The sequence below is a fragment of the Microbacterium sp. Bi98 genome (genome assembly GCF_918698045.1).
GTDB lineage: Bacteria > Actinomycetota > Actinomycetes > Actinomycetales > Microbacteriaceae > Microbacterium.
Genome location: NZ_CAKKLK010000009.1, coordinates 21821 through 40958, shown reverse-complemented (window position 1 = coordinate 40958; position 19138 = coordinate 21821). Strand labels below are relative to the sequence as shown.

Annotated in this window: 21 protein-coding genes; 2 read left to right on the top strand and 19 right to left on the bottom strand. The window is 69.0% G+C overall.

The features are described 5' to 3' along the window. Positions 1-77 precede the first annotated feature (77 nt). Together rarD and groES are read right to left on the bottom strand one after the other, a co-directional pair. Positions 78-1016 (bottom strand): EamA family transporter RarD, encoded by a 939-nt coding sequence (gene rarD / locus LQZ85_RS13540; protein WP_230101010.1) that lies wholly within the window; start codon positions 1014-1016, stop codon positions 78-80. 143 nt (positions 1017-1159) lie between these two features. Next, positions 1160-1456: a co-chaperone GroES gene (groES, locus tag LQZ85_RS13535; protein ID WP_039394204.1), complete on the bottom strand. Its 297-nt coding sequence runs from the start codon at positions 1454-1456 to the stop codon at positions 1160-1162. 143 nt (positions 1457-1599) lie between these two features. Here groES and LQZ85_RS13530 point away from each other — a divergent pair, with 143 nt between their 5' ends. Further along, positions 1600-2808, top strand: coding sequence for a class I SAM-dependent methyltransferase (locus LQZ85_RS13530; RefSeq protein ID WP_230101009.1), 1209 nt, complete (start codon positions 1600-1602; stop codon positions 2806-2808). A 14-nt stretch (positions 2809-2822) separates the two neighbouring features. On the opposite strand, the gene LQZ85_RS13525 is transcribed toward LQZ85_RS13530, so the two are convergent. From LQZ85_RS13525 to coaA, 11 genes are all read right to left on the bottom strand, one after another. Beyond that, positions 2823-4046 carry a hypothetical protein gene (locus LQZ85_RS13525; protein ID WP_056277266.1) on the bottom strand — a complete coding sequence of 408 codons (1224 nt, stop codon included), beginning with the start codon at positions 4044-4046 and terminating at the stop codon, positions 2823-2825. After that, entirely contained in the window at positions 4030-5091 is a 1062-nt protein-coding gene (locus tag LQZ85_RS13520; RefSeq protein WP_056277263.1) for a hypothetical protein, read from the bottom strand. Before LQZ85_RS13520 ends, LQZ85_RS13525 begins: the two co-directional genes overlap by 17 nt. A gap of 3 nt (positions 5092-5094) precedes the next feature. After that, positions 5095-5607 (bottom strand): hypothetical protein, encoded by a 513-nt coding sequence (locus tag LQZ85_RS13515; RefSeq protein WP_056277261.1) that lies wholly within the window; start codon positions 5605-5607, stop codon positions 5095-5097. Beyond that, positions 5607-6677 carry a tRNA (adenosine(37)-N6)-threonylcarbamoyltransferase complex transferase subunit TsaD gene (gene tsaD, locus LQZ85_RS13510; RefSeq protein WP_056277258.1) on the bottom strand — a complete coding sequence of 357 codons (1071 nt, stop codon included), beginning with the start codon at positions 6675-6677 and terminating at the stop codon, positions 5607-5609. Before tsaD ends, LQZ85_RS13515 begins: the two co-directional genes overlap by 1 nt. Continuing rightward, complete coding sequence (rimI, locus tag LQZ85_RS13505; protein WP_056277256.1) at positions 6674-7180, bottom strand: ribosomal protein S18-alanine N-acetyltransferase; 507 nt, start codon at positions 7178-7180, stop codon at positions 6674-6676. Before rimI ends, tsaD begins: the two co-directional genes overlap by 4 nt. Then, positions 7177-7800, bottom strand: coding sequence for a tRNA (adenosine(37)-N6)-threonylcarbamoyltransferase complex dimerization subunit type 1 TsaB (gene tsaB / locus LQZ85_RS13500; protein ID WP_056277254.1), 624 nt, complete (start codon positions 7798-7800; stop codon positions 7177-7179). The genes rimI and tsaB overlap by 4 nt, the downstream gene beginning before the upstream one ends. Before the next feature lie 20 nt (positions 7801-7820). Continuing rightward, complete coding sequence (gene tsaE / locus LQZ85_RS13495; protein ID WP_053098946.1) at positions 7821-8318, bottom strand: tRNA (adenosine(37)-N6)-threonylcarbamoyltransferase complex ATPase subunit type 1 TsaE; 498 nt, start codon at positions 8316-8318, stop codon at positions 7821-7823. Beyond that, positions 8315-9421, bottom strand: coding sequence for an alanine racemase (alr, locus tag LQZ85_RS13490; RefSeq protein WP_056277250.1), 1107 nt, complete (start codon positions 9419-9421; stop codon positions 8315-8317). The genes tsaE and alr overlap by 4 nt, the downstream gene beginning before the upstream one ends. Next, a complete protein-coding gene (locus LQZ85_RS13485) occupies positions 9418-9777 on the bottom strand; it encodes a holo-ACP synthase (protein WP_056277247.1) in 360 nt (119 codons plus the stop codon). Before LQZ85_RS13485 ends, alr begins: the two co-directional genes overlap by 4 nt. A 111-nt stretch (positions 9778-9888) precedes the next feature. Continuing rightward, entirely contained in the window at positions 9889-11736 is a 1848-nt protein-coding gene (gene glmS / locus LQZ85_RS13480; RefSeq protein ID WP_053098943.1) for a glutamine--fructose-6-phosphate transaminase (isomerizing), read from the bottom strand. 56 nt (positions 11737-11792) lie between these two features. Further along, the gene (gene coaA / locus LQZ85_RS13475; protein WP_056277244.1) at positions 11793-12737 is read right to left on the bottom strand and encodes a type I pantothenate kinase; all 945 of its coding nucleotides are present in this window, start codon (positions 12735-12737) and stop codon (positions 11793-11795) included. A 36-nt stretch (positions 12738-12773) separates the two neighbouring features. On the opposite strand from coaA, the gene LQZ85_RS13470 reads away from it, so the two are divergent. Further along, entirely contained in the window at positions 12774-13718 is a 945-nt protein-coding gene (locus tag LQZ85_RS13470; protein WP_053098941.1) for an exopolyphosphatase, read from the top strand. A 34-nt stretch (positions 13719-13752) separates the two neighbouring features. Here LQZ85_RS13470 and glmM read toward each other — a convergent pair whose 3' ends face one another. The 6 genes from glmM to truA form a co-directional block, all read right to left on the bottom strand. Continuing rightward, positions 13753-15111, bottom strand: a complete 1359-nt coding sequence (glmM, locus tag LQZ85_RS13465; RefSeq protein ID WP_053098940.1) for a phosphoglucosamine mutase — start codon at positions 15109-15111, stop codon at positions 13753-13755. Positions 15112-15125: 14 nt separating this feature from the next. After that, positions 15126-15611, bottom strand: coding sequence for a 30S ribosomal protein S9 (rpsI, locus tag LQZ85_RS13460; protein WP_042539158.1), 486 nt, complete (start codon positions 15609-15611; stop codon positions 15126-15128). A gap of 27 nt (positions 15612-15638) precedes the next feature. Then, positions 15639-16085 (bottom strand): 50S ribosomal protein L13, encoded by a 447-nt coding sequence (gene rplM, locus LQZ85_RS13455; RefSeq protein WP_045253410.1) that lies wholly within the window; start codon positions 16083-16085, stop codon positions 15639-15641. A gap of 177 nt (positions 16086-16262) precedes the next feature. After that, positions 16263-16931: an endonuclease/exonuclease/phosphatase family protein gene (locus LQZ85_RS13450; protein ID WP_056277241.1), complete on the bottom strand. Its 669-nt coding sequence runs from the start codon at positions 16929-16931 to the stop codon at positions 16263-16265. A 19-nt stretch (positions 16932-16950) separates the two neighbouring features. Beyond that, on the bottom strand, positions 16951-18246 hold the full coding sequence (locus LQZ85_RS13445) for a hypothetical protein (RefSeq protein ID WP_230101008.1): 1296 nt from the start codon (positions 18244-18246) through the stop codon (positions 16951-16953). Next, positions 18243-19091, bottom strand: coding sequence for a tRNA pseudouridine(38-40) synthase TruA (truA, locus tag LQZ85_RS13440; RefSeq protein WP_056277236.1), 849 nt, complete (start codon positions 19089-19091; stop codon positions 18243-18245). The genes LQZ85_RS13445 and truA overlap by 4 nt, the downstream gene beginning before the upstream one ends. Positions 19092-19138 lie beyond the last annotated feature (47 nt).

Sequence of the window (19138 nt, the reverse complement as noted above, 5' to 3'; positions counted from 1 at the left end):
GGCTTCCCGTAGGGGTCGCCGATGTTTCGGTGCGTTAACGATCCGACACCGAGTTTCCGGACGGATGAACCGGGAGTTCAGACGAGTGTCGGCTGATCGATCCGGCGTCCGCGACGCGCGGCGAGCAGCAGGTCGATCAGGAACACGAGGATCGCGACCCAGACGATGATGAAGCCCGCCCACCGCTCGGCCGGCATCGGCTCGCCGAGCACGACCGCGCCGATGATGAACTGCATGACGGGGGTGATGAACTGGATCATCCCGATGACGGTGAGGTTGATGCGCCGGGTGCCCGCGGCGAAGAGCAGCAGGGGCACTGCCGTGGCCACACCGGCGAACGCGAGAAGCACCGCATGCCACGCACCGTGCGAGCCCATCGTGATCCCGGCGGGGGTGGCGGCGACGAGGATCAGCTGCACGACGGCGATCGGGATCAGCCAGAACGACTCGAGCGTGAGTCCGCTGACCGCATCGACCGCGGGGCCGATCTTCTTCTTGATGAGTCCGTAGACGCCGAACGAGGCGGTCAGCGAGAGGGCGATCCACGGGAACTCGCCGTAGAAGAGGACGATCACGATCACGGCGACCGCCGCGATGCCGATCGCCGCCCACTGGAGCCTGCGAATGCGCTCCTTGAGCACGAACACCCCGAGCAGCACGGTGGTGATCGGGTTGATGAAGTAGCCGAGGCTGGTCTCCACGATGTTCCCGGAGAGGGTTCCGATGAGGAACACCTGCCAGTTGACGTAGATCAGGACACCCGCCAGAGCCGTCCATCCCAGCAGCCTCGGCTGTCGGACGATGACGCCGAAGGCGGCCCAGCCGCGCATCACGGTGAGGAGGAGCAGGCAGAAGACGAACGACAGCAGCACGCGCCACGCGACGACTTCCCACGGACCGGTGGGCACGAGCAGCAGGAAGTAGAGGGGCAGCACGCCCCAGAGCAGATACGCTCCCCCCGCGTACGCGACTCCCGCCGTCTGAGTGGCTCGGGAGGCGGCGTTCGTCGGGGTCACCGCACAACCCTATGCCCGTCGCCGCGCCGCCTCCGCCCCACGAGACCCGCCATCCGGACATTGGCAGGAATCGATGCACCGGTGGCCGAACACGCAGGAAGGCCCGGATGCGTGATGCATCCGGGCCTTCCGAAGACGTTGTCTCAGCGGACGACGACTGCGAGCACGTCGCGAGCCGACAGGACGAGGTACTCGTCTGCGCCGAACTTCACCTCGGTGCCGCCGTACTTGCTGTAGAGCACACGGTCGCCCACGGCGACGTCGAGCGGAACGCGGTTGCCGTTGTCATCGATGCGGCCGGGGCCCACGGCCACGACCTCGCCCTCCTGGGGCTTCTCCTTGGCGGTGTCGGGGATGACCAGGCCACTCGCGGTGGTCTGCTCGGCCTCGACCTGCTTGATGACGATGCGGTCCTCGAGCGGCTTGATGGAAACCGACACGGTCTACCTCTTCTTTCTTGACGCTGACAGGAAGACTTTTCGCACTCTCAACCCGAGAGTGCTAATCCAGTCTAGGCGTTCCGCTGGCACTCACGCAATGCGAGTGCCAATGCGGCGAACAGCCCGCCGCCTAAGCTGGGGCAGTGGAGATCTCCGAGCTGCGCGCACTGCTCACCCCCGAGGGCCTGAAGGCGCTGGATGAACTCGGCCCCGTCGACGAGGTCGCCGACGTCGCTCGGATCGTATCCCGGCTGCGTGCGGCCGGCCACTCGCCCGAGCTCGTTTCGGCCGTGGTCGGACAGGCACGACTTCGCACCAAGGCGAAAGGCAAGTTCGGCGACTTCGCGGCCCGGATGCTGTTCACCCGGGCCGGACTCGAGCAGGCGACACGGCTGGGCGTGGCCGCCCGGCATGCCCAGCGGATGCGCCGCGCCGGCATCACTCGGGTCGCGGATCTCGGCTGCGGCATCGGCGGGGATTCTCTTGCCTTCGCCGGTGCAGGGCTCGACGTCGTCGCCGTCGACGCCGACGAGGTGACCTCGGCGATCGCGGCGTACAACCTGGCGCCTCTCGGAGACAGCGCGAGGGTGATCCACGGCACGGCCGAGGCGCACGTGCCCGTCGAGGGCCACGAGAACCAGGCGATCTGGATGGATCCGGCCCGCCGCACCGCCGGGCACAGCGAGACGCGCCGGGTCTCGTCCGATGACTACTCTCCGCCGCTGGACTGGGCCTTCGATGTGGCCTCGCGCACATCGACGGGCATCAAGCTCGGTCCCGGTCACGACCGCGATTCGCTTCCCGTCGACGCCGAGGCGCAGTGGGTGAGCGCAGACGGCAGCGTGGTCGAGCTCGTGCTCTGGACGCGCGCACTCGCCCGCGACGGCATCCGCCGTTCCGCCCTCGTGATCCGCGGCGAGCGCTCACATGAACTCACCGCAGGCGCCGACGCCGTCGACGAGCCCGTGCGGGAACTCGGCGCGTTCCTGCACGAGCCGGACGGGGCGGTGATCCGGGCGCGTCTGATCGGCGATGTCGCGCGCAGCCTCGACGCGGGAATGCTCGACGAGCGCATCGCGTACCTCACCTCTGACGCCGCGGTCACCAGTCCGTTCGTGCAGTCGTTCCGGGTGCGCGAGACGATGCCGGCGAACCCGAAGGCGATCAGCGCAGTCCTCAAGGCGAACGACATCGGATCCCTCGAGATCAAGAAGCGCGGCATGGACATCGACCCCGCGGCCTTCCGCAAGAAGCTGGCGCTGCGGGGCGAGCAGACCGCGACGCTGATCCTCACTCGCGTGGGTGATCAGCGACGAGCGATCCTCGCCGATCGGGTGCCGGCAGCGGGCTGACGTCTCCCCGGCGCCTAGCCCTCGGAGTCGTCGGACGGGATGTCGACCTGGATCGGATCCTGGTATTCGCCGCCGAGCTCGAGTGTCTCACCGGGCCTCACCGTCTGCTCAGCCGTCGCCGTCGTGCTGTCTCCGGACACCACGAGGTAGGGCATGCCGTTCAACGTGTACGCGAGACGCACGCTCCAGTCGGAGATCATCCCTCCGGCCTCGTCCACGACGGTTCCGGCGACCTCGATGACGTCCGCCGACGATTGTCCCTCGCTCGCCGGGCGGCATTCGACGGCCTGGACGGCATCGACGATGAGGCAGTCCTGGATGTCGTCGCTCTCGACGCGCTGTGCGCGCCAGACCGGGGCATCGCGGAAGTACCCGACGACCGAGAAGGAGAACTCTTCGAAACCCTCCTGGACCAGCTGCTCGGCGCGTTCCCGCTCGTCGCCCTGGAACTGCGACAGCCAGGAGTTCTCGTCCGAACGCCATCGCTGGATGATGCCGACGACCTCCCCGTTCATCGCTCGCGCGGCGGACGCCCAGATCTCCTCGAGGCCCTCGTCCCCCTCCCCTGGCACCGCGACGCTCGCGTTCAGGCCGATGCCGTTCCCGTTGTCGAGATCGGCCGCGGGCTGGCACTGATCCGACGACTTGTCGGCGGCGTCGAGCGTCAGGCACACCGTCTCGCCGTCGTCCTTCGTCGCGTACCAGACGAGGGCGTCCTCGTCCTGTCCGATCGCGCGCAGACTGCCCGGGTCGAACCCGCCCTCGGCCTGCAATTCCGCGCGCCGCTCCTGCTGCGCGGAAGTCAACGCGACGGCATCGCCGGAACGCCCGAAGAGCGCCCAGCCGGTGCCGAGACCGATCACGAGCAGAAGTGCAGATGCCGCGGCGACCGCCTTCCAGTGCTGACGGAATGCCGCGCGGAGGCCTCCGGTCTCGGTGGACTGACTTCCGTCGTCCGCGTGTTCGCCGGGCGCGCTGGGGGAAGCGTCGGCGACGGGTGCCTGACCGTCACGGAACGGCTTCTCCGACGTCGGCAGCTCGTGGGCCGGTCCCTGCCCGACCGGCGCGTCGACCCGGTCACGCGGGCCAGGGTCGACCCGGTCAGGCCTGCCAGGCTCGCCGCGCAGCGATTCGAGCTCTCTCAGCCTCGCCGCCTCGGCCTCGGTCAGGCCACCGTCGCGGCCGTACGCTTTGACCTGCAGTGCGCGCAGCTCGGCAGAGTCACTCTCCTGCAGCATCCTCGCCCTCCCAGCCCTTCGTCACGGTCAGGTACTGCTGACCGTAGCCGAACCGGTACTCGTAGCGGGTCGTCTTCCCCTCACCCACGACGTCGAGCACGAGCGTCCTGTCCGCGTCGGCGAGCATGATGCTGTCATCGCAGGCCATCGGAGGGTCGGGCATCGACCCGTCGTAGACGAGACAGTACCTCTGCGTGGACATGTCGATCCCCGTCCAGATCGGCACGTCGTCGTCGTAGCCGGCGACCAGGATCGTCCGCCGGTCCAGTCCCGTCCGCTCGGCGAGGGCGGTCGCCGCCTCCGCCTCGTCGGGGCTGGCGAACATCGCCGTGGACTGCGGCGAGGTAATGTAGCTGCGGGTGACGACCGCCGGCTGGCCGGCCGGCGTGAGGAACATCTGCGCCTCGACGTCATAAGTCTGACTCTGGCTCACGGGTTTCGTGAGAGTGGCATTCACGCCCTGGACCACGGCCTGCTCCCGCGTCGTGCACGCGGGAGCCGTCGCGTCCTCGTGTCCGAGCACCAGGCACACGTCAGCGCTCTCGTTCTTCGTCGCGAACCAGATCACGACGCCTTCTTCCTCCGCCATGGCCCGCACCGACCCCGGGTCGAAGTCCCCCGATGCGACGATCGCGCTCTGCCACTCCTCCTGCTGGGCGCTGAGCTGCATCGGCGCGGGACCCCGGTCGGTGAAGAGAAGCCAGCCCAGCGCGAGGCCGATGACCGCGAAGGCCGTGGCGACCGCGACCGCGAGACGCCGATGGTGTCGCAGCGCGATGCGCGGGGACCCGCCCTGGGCCTCGATGTCCACGGCCGGGTCGGGAGGTGACGCGCTCCCCTCCTCCTCGGCAACGCCCCGCGGAGCCTGCGCAGGGTCCGGCGCACGCGTCTCCGGACTTCTCGTCGCCGGCGGCCCCGCCAGACGCGTCTTCGCGGATTCCAGCTCGCGCAGCCGCGCTGCATCCGCCGCGCTCAACGACCCCGCACGGCCGTACGCCCGCGCCTGGAGCGCGCGCAGCTCGACGGATCGGTCCGCGTCGAGCATCGGCTATCCGAGTCTCTCGAACTGCATCCCGGCCCAGACGAGCCAGCCGAGGCTGTAGACGGTCGCACACAGACCGAGAACGAGCGCCCAACGAGCGATGGCGCGGCTCTCGACCGGTCGGCGCAGCGACATGATCGACGCGATCACGGCGACGATGGCGATCGGGATGCCCCAACCGACGAAGAACGACGCGGCCAAGGCGACGACCGCCGCCATCAGCGCCCAGGGAGCGAGGCGGGTGTCGTCCACGGCGGACGTGCCCGTCGCCGGCTCCCAGTCGCCCTCCCGACCGATGTCCTCGGCGACTGGCCCCGTGACGACCACCGGCTCGACTCCGACCGGGCCGGTGGGGAGCTTCGTGTATCCCTCGCGGCGCGACCCGGGTATGCGTGCCGACCCCGCCGGATGCTCGACCTCGCCGCTCGGGCGCTCGATCCTGGTCGGCGGCACCGCGGCACTCGAGGCGGGCCCCGGTTCTGCACCCGCCCTATCCGGAGTGCGAGGCACGTCGCTCATCACATCACCGCGACGCGCTCGTCGACCTGGATCTCGGTGACGGGAAGCGTCGAGTCGGCTCCGAACGCCAGCGTCGACGGGCGACGGCCGGACGCGATGAGCTCCGCGGCGAGCGCCGCGATCATCGCGCCGTTGTCGGTGCACAGCGACAACGGCGGGATGCGCACCGTCACGCCGGCCTTCTCCGCCCTCGCGAGGGCGACCTCGCGGAGTCGTCGGTTGGCGATCACTCCTCCACCGAGCAGCAGGCGGGGCACGCCGAGGTCTGCGCACGCGGCGAGCGCCTTCGTCACGAGCACATCGACGACCGCCTCACGGAAGCTCGCGGCGACGTCGGCGACGGGCACGGGAACGCCGTCTGCCTCGCAGCGCTCGACCCAGCGCGCGACAGCGGTCTTGAGCCCGGAGAAGGAGAAGTCGTAACGGTGCTTCGCGAGGTCGGAGGCGCGCGAAAGCCCTCGAGGGAAGCGGATCGCGTTCGGATCTCCGTCGAGTGCCGCTCGATCGATCTCGGGTCCGCCGGGGTACGGCAGCGACAGCAGTCGGGCGACCTTGTCGAACGCCTCCCCCGCGGCATCGTCCATGGTCTCGCCCAGCATCTCGACGTCGGTCGTGAGATCGCGCACGTGCAGCAGCGAGGTGTGCCCGCCCGATACCAGCAGCGCGATCGTCGGGTACTCCAGCGGCTCGGAGTCGGGAGTCAGGATGTCGGCGGCGATGTGTCCGACCAGGTGATTGACCGCGTACAGCGGCTTGTCGAGCGACACCGCCAGCCCCTTGGCGGCGCCGACGCCGACCATGAGCGCTCCCGCGAGGCCGGGTCCGCTCGTGACGGCCACCGCGTCGAGGTCGCCGAGCCGCACGCCGGCCTCGGCCAGGGCGGCGTCGATCGAGGGTTGCAGCGCCTCGAGATGGGCGCGGGCGGCGACCTCGGGAACCACTCCGCCGTAGCGGGCGTGCTCGTCCATGCTCGACGCGATCGTGTTCGAGAGCAGCGTGCGTCCGCGGACGATCCCGATGCCGGTCTCGTCGCAGCTCGTCTCGATGCCCAGCACCAGCGGCTCGGTCATGAGGTCGCCTCCTTCGCGGCATCCGACGCCGTCTCATCTCGATGCTCGGAGCGCGGTTGCTGCAGGGCGAGGCGCATCACGATCGCGTCGACGTCGTCGGGCTGGTAGTAGCGGGGGCGACGTCCGATCTCCTCGAACCCCTCCGAGCGGTACAGCCCCTCGGCACCGGGGTTGTCTGCCCGCACCTCGAGGAAGACCTCTCTGGCTCCGCGTTCCACCGCGGCATCGAGAAGGGACCGCAGAAGCGCCCGGCCGCGACCGCGACCGCGGTGCTCGACGTCGAACGCGATGGTCTGGATGTCGGCGTCACTCGACCCCTGCAGTGCACGGACTCCGCCGTAGCCGATGATCGCGCCGTCCTGCTCGTCGACCAGATAGCGTCCGTGCGGGCTCGCGAGCTCCAGGGCCATCGCCTCCGAGCTCCACGCGTCGGTGGGGAACGAGCGGTGCTCTATCGCCATGATGGCGTCGAGATCGTCTGGCGTCGCGTCGCGCAGCGTCATGACCCCACCTTCTTGGGCGCTCCCGGCACGGTGACGTCGGGCTGACGCAGATAGATCGGCTCGGTGCCCGCGAGTGTGCGCCCGGCAGCCAACGCCCTCGCGCCCACGCGAGCCAGATCGACGCCCGACAGCGTCTCCACATCGATACGGCGGATCCCCTGGAGGTGCTCGTCGGCGTCGACGCGTGCGACCAGCACGGTGTCCGTGATGACGTGCGGGATGCCGTCGGCATCCGTTCCGTCGAAGACGGTGATGGCGACCTCTCGGCGGCGGGCGTCGGTGACGATGGCGAACGGCCCGGTCACGGCGTGATGGTCGACGGCCGTGAGCGCTGCGGCGAAGTGGCTCGGCACGGGGACGACGGGGATGCCACGCCCCAGCGCGAACGTGCGTGCCGTCGCGATGCCGATGCGGAGTCCGGTGAACGGCCCCGGGCCCATACCGGCCACCACATGATCGATCGGGCCTGATCCGGACGCGTCGAGGGCCCGCACGAGCAGCTCGCCGATGACCTCCGCGTGACGGAGCGGATCGGCGGCCGAGGCGTCTGACAGACGCGTGCCGTCATCGTCGATGAGGGCGACGGCGGTGCCCAGGGAGGTGTCGACGGCGAGGATCACCTCTCCAGGGTAGTCGTCGTTCAGCCGGTGATCGCTGAGCGTCCGCCACGCGTGATCGACACGTGCCGCGGTGCGTCGGCGTCGAGCTCCGAGGGGTCGAGCTCGTCGTCACCGCCGACGGGACGCTCCAGCTCGATGTCCCACCAGGTCTCGGCCAGGTCCTCGGCCATCCCGCGTCCCCACTCGATCACCACGACCGATCGTGCGAGGTCGAGGTCGAGATCGTCGAGCTCTGCCCCTGAGCCGAGCCGGTAGGCGTCGACGTGCACGAGCGGCGCGCGTCCGACGAGCGAGGGGTGCGTGCGGGCGATCACGAAGGTGGGGCTCTGCACGGGGCCGCGTACGCCCAGACCCTCCGCGAGTCCGCGGGTGAACGTCGTCTTGCCTGCGCCGAGCGGGCCGGTGAGGATCAGCAGGTCGCCCGCTTCGAGCTGCTCGCCGATGCGGAAGCCGAGCTGCTCCATCGCGTCCGAGGTCTCGATCTCGCGGCGCCCCAGGAAGGACGGGTCGACGCTCATGCCGACCGCCGGGGAACACGGGCGCCGATGCGCGTCACGATCTCGTAGTCGATGGTCGATGCGGCGTTCGCCCACTCCGATGCCGAGGGCACGCCGAGCGTCGGGTCGCCGAACAGCACGACCTCGTCGCCGATCGACACCGGGGCGTCCCCGACGTCCACGACGAACTGGTCCATGGCGATGCGGCCGACGTTCGTGTATCGGCGCCCGGCGATCGATACGGGCAGGCGCCCGGATGCGTGGCGCGGCACGCCGTCGGCGTATCCCAGCGGGACGAGCACCAGCGTCGTGTCGCGGGAGGTGCGGTGGTCGTATCCGTACGACACCCCGGCGCCGGCCGGCACGCGGCGGACGGCGGCGATCGCCCCCCGCAGCGTCATGGCCGGGCGAAGCCCCAGCTCCGCAGAAGAGCGGTCGTCGAACGGCGAGAGGCCGTAGATGCCGATGCCGATGCGCACGGCGTCCAGACGCATCTCCGGCAGGTCGATCGCGGCCGCTGTCGCCGCGATGTGCCGGATCTCGGGATGGATGCCGAACGACGCCGCCGCCGTGACCGCCTCCTCGAACTTCGCGAGTGCCTCACGGTCGTCCTGGGGCGACGTGTTCGAGAGGTGGCTGAAGAGCCCGACGATGCGCAGCCGCCCGATGCGTTCGAGGCGCGCGGCTTCGGCGAGCACACGACGCCAGTCCGCCGGGGCGATGCCGTTGCGCGACAGCCCGGTCTCGAACTTGAGGTGCACGCCGACCGGGCGGTCGACCGAGGCGACCGCTCCCGCCGCTTCGAGCTGGTCGAACGACGAGATTCCCACCTCGATGTCGTGCGCCGCAGCCTGGTCGAAACGCTCGCCCGGCGCGTGCAGCCAGGCGACGATCGGAGCGGTGATGCCCTGACGACGAAGTTCGAGCGCCTCAGGGATCTCGGCGACCCCCAGACGAGTGGCACCCCCGGCGAGGGCGGCGACGGCAGTCGCGGCAGCCCCGTGGCCGTAGGCGTTCGCCTTCACGACGGCGATGACCTGCACGCCGGTGAGTCTGCGGAAATGGCGGACGTTGTCGCTGATGGCATCCAGCTCGATGCGGGCTTCGCGGAACGGAACGGTCACAGCGGCTCTCCTTCGGCGACCACGAACGCTGCGGCGAGCCCCGCGTCATGGGTGAGGGTCAGGTGCAGTCGGGTGATCCCGCGCTCTGCGACGACGTCGGCGGTGGAACCGGAGAGCACGAAATGCGGGCGGCCGGATGCCTCGGAGGCGATCTCGATCTCGATCCAGTGCACGCCGTCAGAGCCGCCGAGCGTCTTGATCAGGGCTTCCTTCGCGGCATAGCGCGCGGCGAGCGACGGCAGTCTGAGACCCCGCTCCCCCGGCGCGAACAGCCGCTCCAGAAGCCGCGGCGTGCGCTCCATCGTCCGCTCGAACCGCGGGATGTCCACGAGGTCGATGCCGGTCCCGATGATCACCAGTTCAGCCTAGTCGCGGCATCCCGAATCGGTCGGCCCAGCCTCTGCACGCCGCCCGTGCCCCGGATGGGTGACGTGTCTCGACGAGCCGCCTCCCGAGGCCGACGACGCTTACTCGACGGTGACGGACTTGGCGAGGTTGCGCGGCTGGTCGACGTCGAGCCCCTTGGCCGTGGCGAGCGCCATCGCGAAGATCTGCAGCGGGACGACAGCGAGCAGCGGCTCGAACATCGCGCCGGCGAGCGGGATGCGGATGACCTCGTCGGCGAACGGCAGCACGGCCGCATCGCCCTCTTCCGCCACCACGATCACCCGAGCTCCGCGAGCGCGGATCTCCTGGATGTTCGAGACGACCTTGGAGTGGACCACAGCCGAGTGCCGAGGCGACGGCACTAGCACGAAGACGGGCTGTCCGGGCTCGATCAGTGCGATCGGGCCGTGCTTCAGCTCGCCGGCGGCGAAGCCCTCCGCGTGGATGTACGAGATCTCCTTGAGCTTCAACGCGCCTTCGAGTGCGATCGGGAAGCCCACGTGACGACCGAGGAACAGCACCGAACGGGTGTCGGCCATCCAGCTCGCGAGCTGGGTGACATGCTCCTGCTCGCTCTCGAGGACCTTGGCGATCTTCTCGGGAAGGGCGGTGAGCTCGGCGACGTCGACCGACGCATCCTGGACGGAGCCGCGCACGCGCCCCACGTGCAGGCCGAGCAGCAGCAGAGCGGTGATCTGCGCCGAGAAGGCTTTCGTCGACGCCACTGCGACCTCGGGCCCGGCGTGGGTGTAGACCACCGCATCGGACTCGCGAGGGATCGTCGCACCCTGCGTGTTGCAGATGGAGAGGGTGCGCGCGCCGCGCTCCCTCGCGTACTTGACGGCCATCAACGTGTCCATCGTCTCACCGGACTGGCTGATCGAGATCACGAGGGTGTCGTCGCCGATCACCGGGTCGCGGTAGCGGAACTCATGCGCCAGCTCGACGTCGACGGGGACCCGCGCCCACTGCTCGATCGCGTACTTGCCGACGAGCGCCGAGTACGCGGCCGTACCGCAGGCGGTGATGATGATGCGGTTGATGCCGAGGAACAGGTCGTCGAGCCCGTCGAGCTCGGGGATCACGACCTGGTCGCCCTGGATGCGGCCACGGATCGTGTTAGCGACCGCCTCGGGCTGCTCGGCGACCTCCTTGGCCATGAAGCTCGACCAGCCGCCCTTCTCGGCGGCGGCGGCGTCCCACGAGACGTCGAACGGCTCGGCCTCGACAGGCGTGCCGGCGAAGTCGGTGACGGTGACGGCGTCCGGGGTGATCGAGACGATCTGGTCCTGGCCGATGGCCAGTGCCTTGCGGGTGTGCTCGATGAACGCGGCGACGTCGGAGCCGAGGAAGTTCTCACCCTCGCCGAGGCCGATCACCAGGGGCGAGTTGCGGCGAGCACCCACGACCAGGCCCGGGTGGTCCTGATGCATCGCGAGCAGGGTGAAAGCGCCCTCGAGGCGGTTGACGACGGCGCGGAACGCGCCCTGCAGGTCTCCGCCGTTGTTGCGGTACTCGCGGCCGAGCAGCGCGGCAGCGACCTCGGTGTCGGTCTCGCTGCGGAAGCTGACGCCATCGGCGAGCAGCTCGTCGCGGAGCGAGGCGAAGTTCTCGATGATGCCGTTGTGGATCACGGCGAGCTTGTCGTCATCGGCGAGATGCGGGTGCGCATTCTCGTCGGTGGGCCCACCGTGGGTGGCCCAGCGGGTGTGCCCGATGCCCGTGTTGCCGTCCGACAGCTCGGCATCCTTCAGCGAATCGCGCAGCATGGCGAGCTTTCCCGCCTTCTTGCGCATCCCGAGGGAACCGTCGCCGTCGATGACGGCGACACCCGCGGAGTCATACCCGCGGTACTCGAGACGGGCGAGGCCTGCGAGCAGGATGTCCTGGCTGGGCCGCGGGCCCACGTATCCGACGATTCCACACATGTCGTCAAGAGTAAGGCGGGCTTTTTGCGAAGGTTCCGAACGAAATAGCCGACCGGTCAGAGCTTCCGCAGGAGCACGCTCTCGACGCTGTGGTCGACGCCCTTGTTGAGCACGAGACGCGCGCGATGCTTGGTCGGCATCACGTTCTCGACCAGGTTCGGCATGTTGATCTCGTTCCAATAGCCGAGAGCCGTCGTGATCGCCTCGTCATCGGTCAAGTGGGCGAAGACGTTGAAGTAGGACGAGGGATTCGAGAACGCGCCCTGGCGCAGTGCGAGGAACCGATCGACGTACCACTTCTCGATGTGCGAGGTGTCGGCGTCGACGAAGATCGAGAAGTCGAAGAGGTCGCTGACGGCCACGTCATTGGGGGCGGGCGGCGGCTGGAGGACGTTCAGGCCCTCGACGATCACGACGTCGGGGCGACGGACGACCACATGGGCGTCGGGGACGATGTCGTAGCGCATGTGCGAGTAGAACGGCGCCCGCACCTCTGCCGCACCGCTCTTCACCTCGGTGAGGAACTCGAGCAGCGCCCTCCGGTCGTAGGACTCCGGAAAACCCTTGCGCTCCATCAGGCCCCTGCGCTCGAGCTCGGCATTCGAATGCAGGAACCCGTCCGTCGTCACGAGCTCGACGCGAGGGGTGCCCGGCCAGCGGCTCATCAGCTCGCGCAGCAGACGGGCGATCGTCGACTTGCCGACGGCGACCGAGCCGGCGACTCCGACCACGAACGGGGTCGTGGAATCGTCCTCCTGAAGGAACGAGCTGGTCGCGGCGCCCAGCCGCTTGGTGGCCGTCGCGTAGAGGCTCAGCAGTCGACTGAGCGGCAGATAGACCTCGCGCACCTCGGCAAGGTCGAGCCGGTCGCCGATGCCCCGGAGTTCGACGACCTCGGTCTCGGTGAGCGGCTGGTCGAGTCCCGCCGCCAATCGCGCCCATTCATCGCGCCCGATCTCGCGATACGGAGACAGCGGCAGCGTGGGGTCGGCGGTGGTCACGGATACATCGTAACGGCGCACGAGTAGTCTCTATCCGTGCGCCTGGGAGTACTCGACATCGGTTCCAACACCGTCCACATGCTCGCCGCCGACGTCCGCCCCGGCGGCAGGCCGCTGGCGACCACCAGCGACCGCACCGTCCTGCGCCTGATGCGCTACCTCACGGATGACGGATCAATCTCGGAAGAGGGGGTGCGCGCACTCGAAGCGGCCGTGGCCCAGGCGCGCGCGGTCGCGGAAGCCGAGCGGGTCGATGAGCTGCTCGCCACCGCGACGAGTGCGGTGCGCGACGCCCGGAACGGCGCCGACGTGATCGCCCGCATCGAAGCCGCCCTCGGCCAGCCTCTGCAGGTGCTCGATGGAGAGACCGAGGCCGAACTCACCTTCCTCGCCGTTCGGCGCTGGTTCGGCTGGTCGGCAGGCCAGCTCCTTCTCCTCGACATCGGCGGCGGATCGCTCGAGGTCGCGGCGGGCGGCGACGAGCTTCCCGACGCCGCGGCATCCGTCCCACTCGGAGCCGGTCGGATGACCGTGCAGTTCCTTCCGCAGGACCCGCCGGGCGAAGACGACGTCGAGCGGCTTCGCGAGCACGCGAGCGCCACCCTTGCCGAGGTGCTTCCCCGATTCACCGCGCTCCCGCGGCCCGATCACGTCGTCGGCTCCTCGAAGGCGATCCGATCTCTGGCTCGACTGGCCGGCTATCCGGTTCCCGGATGGTCGGGGATCCAGCGCATGGTGCTGCCGCGAGCAGCGCTGGGATCGTGGATCCCTCGACTCGCTCGCCTGCCCGCATCCGCGCGGCAGGAGCTGCCCGGGATCACGGCGGATCGCACGTTCCAGATCGTCGCCGCCGCCGTATCGCTGCACACGGCAATGACGGCGCTCGACGTCGACGAGCTCGAAGTATCGCCGTGGGCGCTGCGCGAGGGCGTGCTGCTGAGATACATCGAGCAGTTGAACTGGAGCGCGCCGCGCGACTGACCAGGGGTCGGTGCCGCACGGCGCGCTCGACGGTTCAGAGGGAGAGGCGCTCCCGCACCACATCGACGAGGCGGTCCGCGTACGACTGCGCGGATTCCGCATCCGGTGCCTCGACCATGACTCGGACGAGCGCCTCGGTGCCCGACTTGCGCAGGAGCACCCGGCCCGTCTCGCCGAGTTCGGCTGCGACCTCGCGAACGGCCTGCTGCACGACGGCATCGGACTCGAGCGCGTCCTTGTCGACGTCGCGGACGTTGATCAGCACCTGCGGGTAGACGGTCATCACGCTCGCGAGCTCGGCGATCGTCTTGTTCTGGCGCGCCATCTCGGCGACGAGGTGGAGCCCTGTGAGCAGACCGTCACCGGTGGTCGCGAACTCGCTCATGATGACGTGTCCGGACTGCTCTCCGCCCAGGGCGTAGCCGCCCCGGTTCATGTCCTCGAGGACGTAGCGGTCGCCCACCGCGGTCTGTCGAACCGTGATCCCCTGCTCGCGCATGGCGATGTGCAGACCGAGATTGCTCATCACGGTGGCGACGAGGGTGTCGTCGGTGAGGTGACCGCGTTCCTTCATCGCGACCGCGAGGATCGCCATGATCTGATCACCGTCGATGACGTTGCCCTGAGCGTCGACAGCCAGGCATCGATCGGCATCGCCGTCATGCGCGATCCCGATGTCGGCACCGAGACGGACGACAGCCTCGGCGAGCTGGTCGAGGTGCGTCGAACCGACGCCGTCGTTGATGTTCCAGCCGTCCGGATCGGCACCGATCACGGTGACATCGGCCCCGGCATCGCGGAAGGTCTCCGGCGAGACGCCGGATGCGGCGCCGTGGGCGCAGTCGAGCACGACCTTGATGCCGTTGAGTCGGTTCGGCAGCGAGCCGAGCAGGTGGACGACGTAGCGGTCTTCGGCGTCGGAGAATCGGATGATCCTGCCCACGCCGGCACCGGTCGGACGCAGCTTCTCGCCGGCCATGGCCTCTTCGATCCGCTGCTCGACGACATCGGGCAGCTTCACGCCGCCGCGGGCGAAGATCTTGATCCCGTTGTCGGGTGCCGCGTTGTGCGAGGCCGAGATCATCACACCGAAGTCGGCGTCGCGGTCGGCGACGAGGAACGCGAGAGCCGGCGTCGGGATCACTCCGGCCTCGAGCACGTCGACGCCGGAGGATGCGAGTCCTGCGGAGACGGCAGCGGTCAGGAAGTGACCGGAGACCCGGGGGTCGCGGGCCACGACTGCAGTGAGTCGCTTGCCTTCGGCTTTACGAGCCTCAGCAGTACGGCCCTGGCCCAGGACGACAGCAGTCGCCTGGGCCAGGGTGAGCGCGAGGTCGGCGGTGAGGATGCCATTGGCAAGCCCTCGCACGCCGTCCGTGCCAAAGATCGGCATCGGAGCGGTGGACCTTAACGCTTCGAGTACTGAGGCGCCTTGCGGGCCTTCTTGAGTCCAGCCTTCTTGCGCTCCTTGACGCGAGCGTCGCGCGACAGGAAGCCGGCCTTCTTCAGGGTCGGACGGTTGTTCTCCTCGTCGATGCCGTTGAGCGAACGAGCGATGCCGAGACGCAGTGCACCGGCCTGGCCCGAGGGGCCACCGCCCGAGATGCGCGCGATGACGTCGTAGCCGCCGGCGAGGTTGAGGATGGTGAACGGGTCGTTGATCAGCTGCTGGTGCAGCTTGTTCGGGAAGTAGTCCTCGAGCGTGCGGCCGTTGACCGTGATCGTTCCCGAGCCGGGGACGAGACGCACGCGGGCGATGGCCTGCTTGCGACGGCCGACAGCGGCACCCGGGACGCTCAGCACGGGGCGGGGAGCCGCCTCGACTGCGTCGGTCTCGGGAGTCGACGTCGAGAAGTTCTGGGGGTTTTCGGTGGTGTCCTGGATGTCAGCCACGAGTATGTCCTTAAGTCTTTACGGCGCTTACTGGGCGACCTGGTCGAGGGTGTACGTCTTCGGCTGCTGAGCGGCGTGCGGGTGCTCTCCACCGACGTAGACCTTGAGCTTCGACAGCTGCTGACGGCCGATGCTGTTCTTGGGAAGCATGCCACGGATGGCCTTCTCGACAGCACGGACCGGGTTCTTCTCCATGAGCTCGGCGTAGGTGACCGACTTCAGGCCGCCCGGGTAACCCGAGTGGCGGTAGGCCAGCTTCTTCTGGAGCTTCTGACCGGTGAGCGCGACCTTGTCGGCGTTCACGATGATGACGAAGTCACCCGAGTCGATGTGGTTGGCGAAGGTGGGCTTGTGCTTGCCACGCAGGAGCGTAGCGGCGTGCGAGGCCAGACGGCCGAGAACGACGTCAGTGGCGTCGATGACGACCCAGTCACGCTGGACCTCGCCGGCCTTAGGGGTGTAAGTGCGCGTCACGATAGTGCTGCTTTCTTGTTCGAACGGAGAAGTTCGTGAATCCCACTCCGGGGTGGTTCTTCCCTACAGGGAGGAACACGCCAGTGGAGGGCTCACGTTCGTGGCACTCGGCAGTCGAGTACCAAAGTGACAGCTTACGTCATTCCGAGCGTTCTCCCAAACCGGGCCGGTCGGCGGTCAGTCGAAGCGGGTGGTCACCAGGATCGGACGGTGGTCGCTCATCCCCTGCGGGAGCGTGGTGACCCGCTGGATCTCGAAGCCGACAGAGGTGGCGAAGTCGTAGTGGCCGCGGAACACGCGGTACCGGGTGTAGGTGTGATCGTCGCTCAGTGTCAGCGCGTATCCGTGTTCGCGGATCGTCTGACCGAGGTTCTCCTTGAACACGGGGTAGTTGTAGTCGCCGACCATCAGCTGCGGCAGTCCCTCGCCGAGCGTCGCCAGCTCGGTGAGCGCCGCCCGGATCTGATGCCGCCGCAGGGAGTTCAGGGCCGTGAGCGGCGCCGCATGGAACGACGCGGCGATGAACTCGCGCCCCGCGTCGATGTCCCGCAGCCGTGCGCCCAGGACCCGCTCGTGCGCGGGCTTGGCGATGCGGTCGTGCAGCGACTTCTTCAGCTCGATCGTGCGGATGCCCTGCAGGTGGAACTCGCTCGCGCGATAGAACATCGCGAGTCCCAGCCGGTTGCCCTGTGTCGCATCTGCGAGGGTGAGGTCTCCGATGGTCTCCGGCAGGTCCGCGACATCGCACTCCTGCAGGCACAGGATGTCAGGATCGTGCGTCGAGACCAGCGCCGCGAGCTCTCCTGCGGCGCGGTGCTTCTGCAAGTTGTACGAGATGACCTTCATCGCACTTCACGGTAGTGCGTCAGTCTTGGATTCCGGTGGCAATCGCCCGCCCTCGCGTCGTCGCGTCGCCGCGGCGTCCGACGTCGCCGGGGAACAGTGCATCCCGCGCGAGCTGGCGCTCTCTGCGACGTCGGCGCGAATCCGCCCAGCCGATGACGAAGCCCGAGGCGATCAGCACGACGGCGGCGACGAGGGGCCACCGTGCGTCCAACGCCGTCCAGTCCGCCCAGATCGCGCCGGTGCCCACGATGAGAGCACCCGCCCCGACCACGGACAGACCGATCTGCAGCCGGACCATCGACCGATTGCCCGCGAGCAGGGACTCGACCAGGCTCGTGTCGACGCGACGCGGCACGCCGTCCGAGACCCACCGCACCAGCGCGCGCTCGCGCGAGAACTGCAGGACGACTCCCCCGAGCCAGGCGACGATGCCGAGGGCGGCGCACATCGCGATCGCTGCGCCGCTGGTCAGGCTCAGCACATCGATGCCGTTCTCGATGGGCTCGTCCCAGTAGACCGGGTCGCAGGTGCGGCACTGCTGTCGCATGAACACCGACAGCATGAAGGCCGCGAGCGAGAGGAGCGTCGCCGTCAGCAGGATCTTCGCGATCCGGCCGACCGTCCGCGCGCTCGGCACCGCGAGCCAGCGGGGCACGACGGTGCGCATCGCCGCGTCCCTGCGGTCGGCGTCGCGCCTTTCCGCGAGCGGCACCAGCCGCTTCCACCGGCTCCACTGCGTGCTCATCCGCGGCCCAACGCGCTCGACGGCTCGTCGCCCGAGTCGTCGCACCGCCGCGGCGCCGGCGGCCAGCACGGCGATGACGAGGAGCGCGACCCAGCTCACCGCATCCTCACGGAGATCTTCCGTGAAGAGCACCCCCAGCGCCAAGAGGGCGCCGAGTCCCACCACGCACCAGAACATCACCGTGCCGGTCTTCTGCAGGAGTGCGGCCGGTGACGCCTGCAGCGTCTGGCGCAGGGAGTGCTGCGGCACGGCATCCGGGTTCTCGAGCGCAGCGGCTTCGACGGCGCGCAGTGCCGCGAAGCGTTCGGCGACCACGACGACGGGGACGAGGGCTGCCAGCAGCGCAGCCGCGAGCAGGAAGACGCCCATGCTCGCTCGGAACAGAGGGTCGAGGTCGATCTGCCAGTACAGGGACGACAGCGCCTCCTCCCCCACGATGCCGACCACGATGATGCCGACGAACGTGTAGAGCGTGCCGACGATCAGCCCGATGCAGGTGTCGACCAGCGCTCGCCAGAACGCCCAGCCCGGGGAGGTGACTTCGACGAACATCGCAGCCCGCCGACTCATGCGCTCGTGCCGTCACGACGGGCGCGCGTCTGCTCCGCCCTGGTCGACAGCAGATCGTCGGCGGGATAGCCGACCTCGGTGAGCGTGAGTCCCCGCGCCGCCAGGACCTTGAACTCGCTGGTGCGGGTGAGCGCGTCGCGCAGCACGACCAGATCGTCGATGTCGAGACGCCCTTCCCCCACGGCGACACACGCGCCCACGAGGGCCCGCACCATGCTGTGGCAGAACGCGTCGGCCTTCACCTCGGCGACCAGCACACCCTCGGCGTCCCTCGACCAGCGGTAGTCGAGGAGCGTCCGGATCGTCGTGGCCTCCTCGCGAGGTTTGCAGTAGGCCGCGAAATCGTGGAGTCCGATGAGCGTCCGCGCCGCGGCATCCATCGCCTGGTCGTTGAGAACGCCGCGGTGCGCGGTCGTGTCGTGGCGCCGAAGAGGGTCGTACCCCGCCGTCGAGTCGGCGAGACGGTAGCGGTAACGCCGCCAGACCGCAGAGAATCGGGCGTCGAATCCAGCGGGAGCGATGGACGAGCGCGTGACGGTCGCATCGGGGTAGGCGCCCAGCACTCCCCTCATCCGTCGCGCGATCGACGCCGCAGGGTCCTGCGGCGCACGACCCTGACGCGACTCGATGCGGGCCCACTGCTCCTCGTCGAGGTCGACGTGCGCGACCTGACCCAGGGCGTGGACCCCGGCATCCGTCCGTCCTGCGACGACGAACTGCACCTCGGAGCCGACGATGCGAGCAAGCGCGGCCTCGAGAGTCCCCTGCACTGTGCGCAGGGTGGGCTGCTTGGCCCACCCGCGGAAGTGGGTGCCGTCGTAGGCGATGTCGAGCCGGATGCGCACGGATAAAGCCTAGGGCGTACCCGCGCGCGATCCGGCTCGGACAGGAT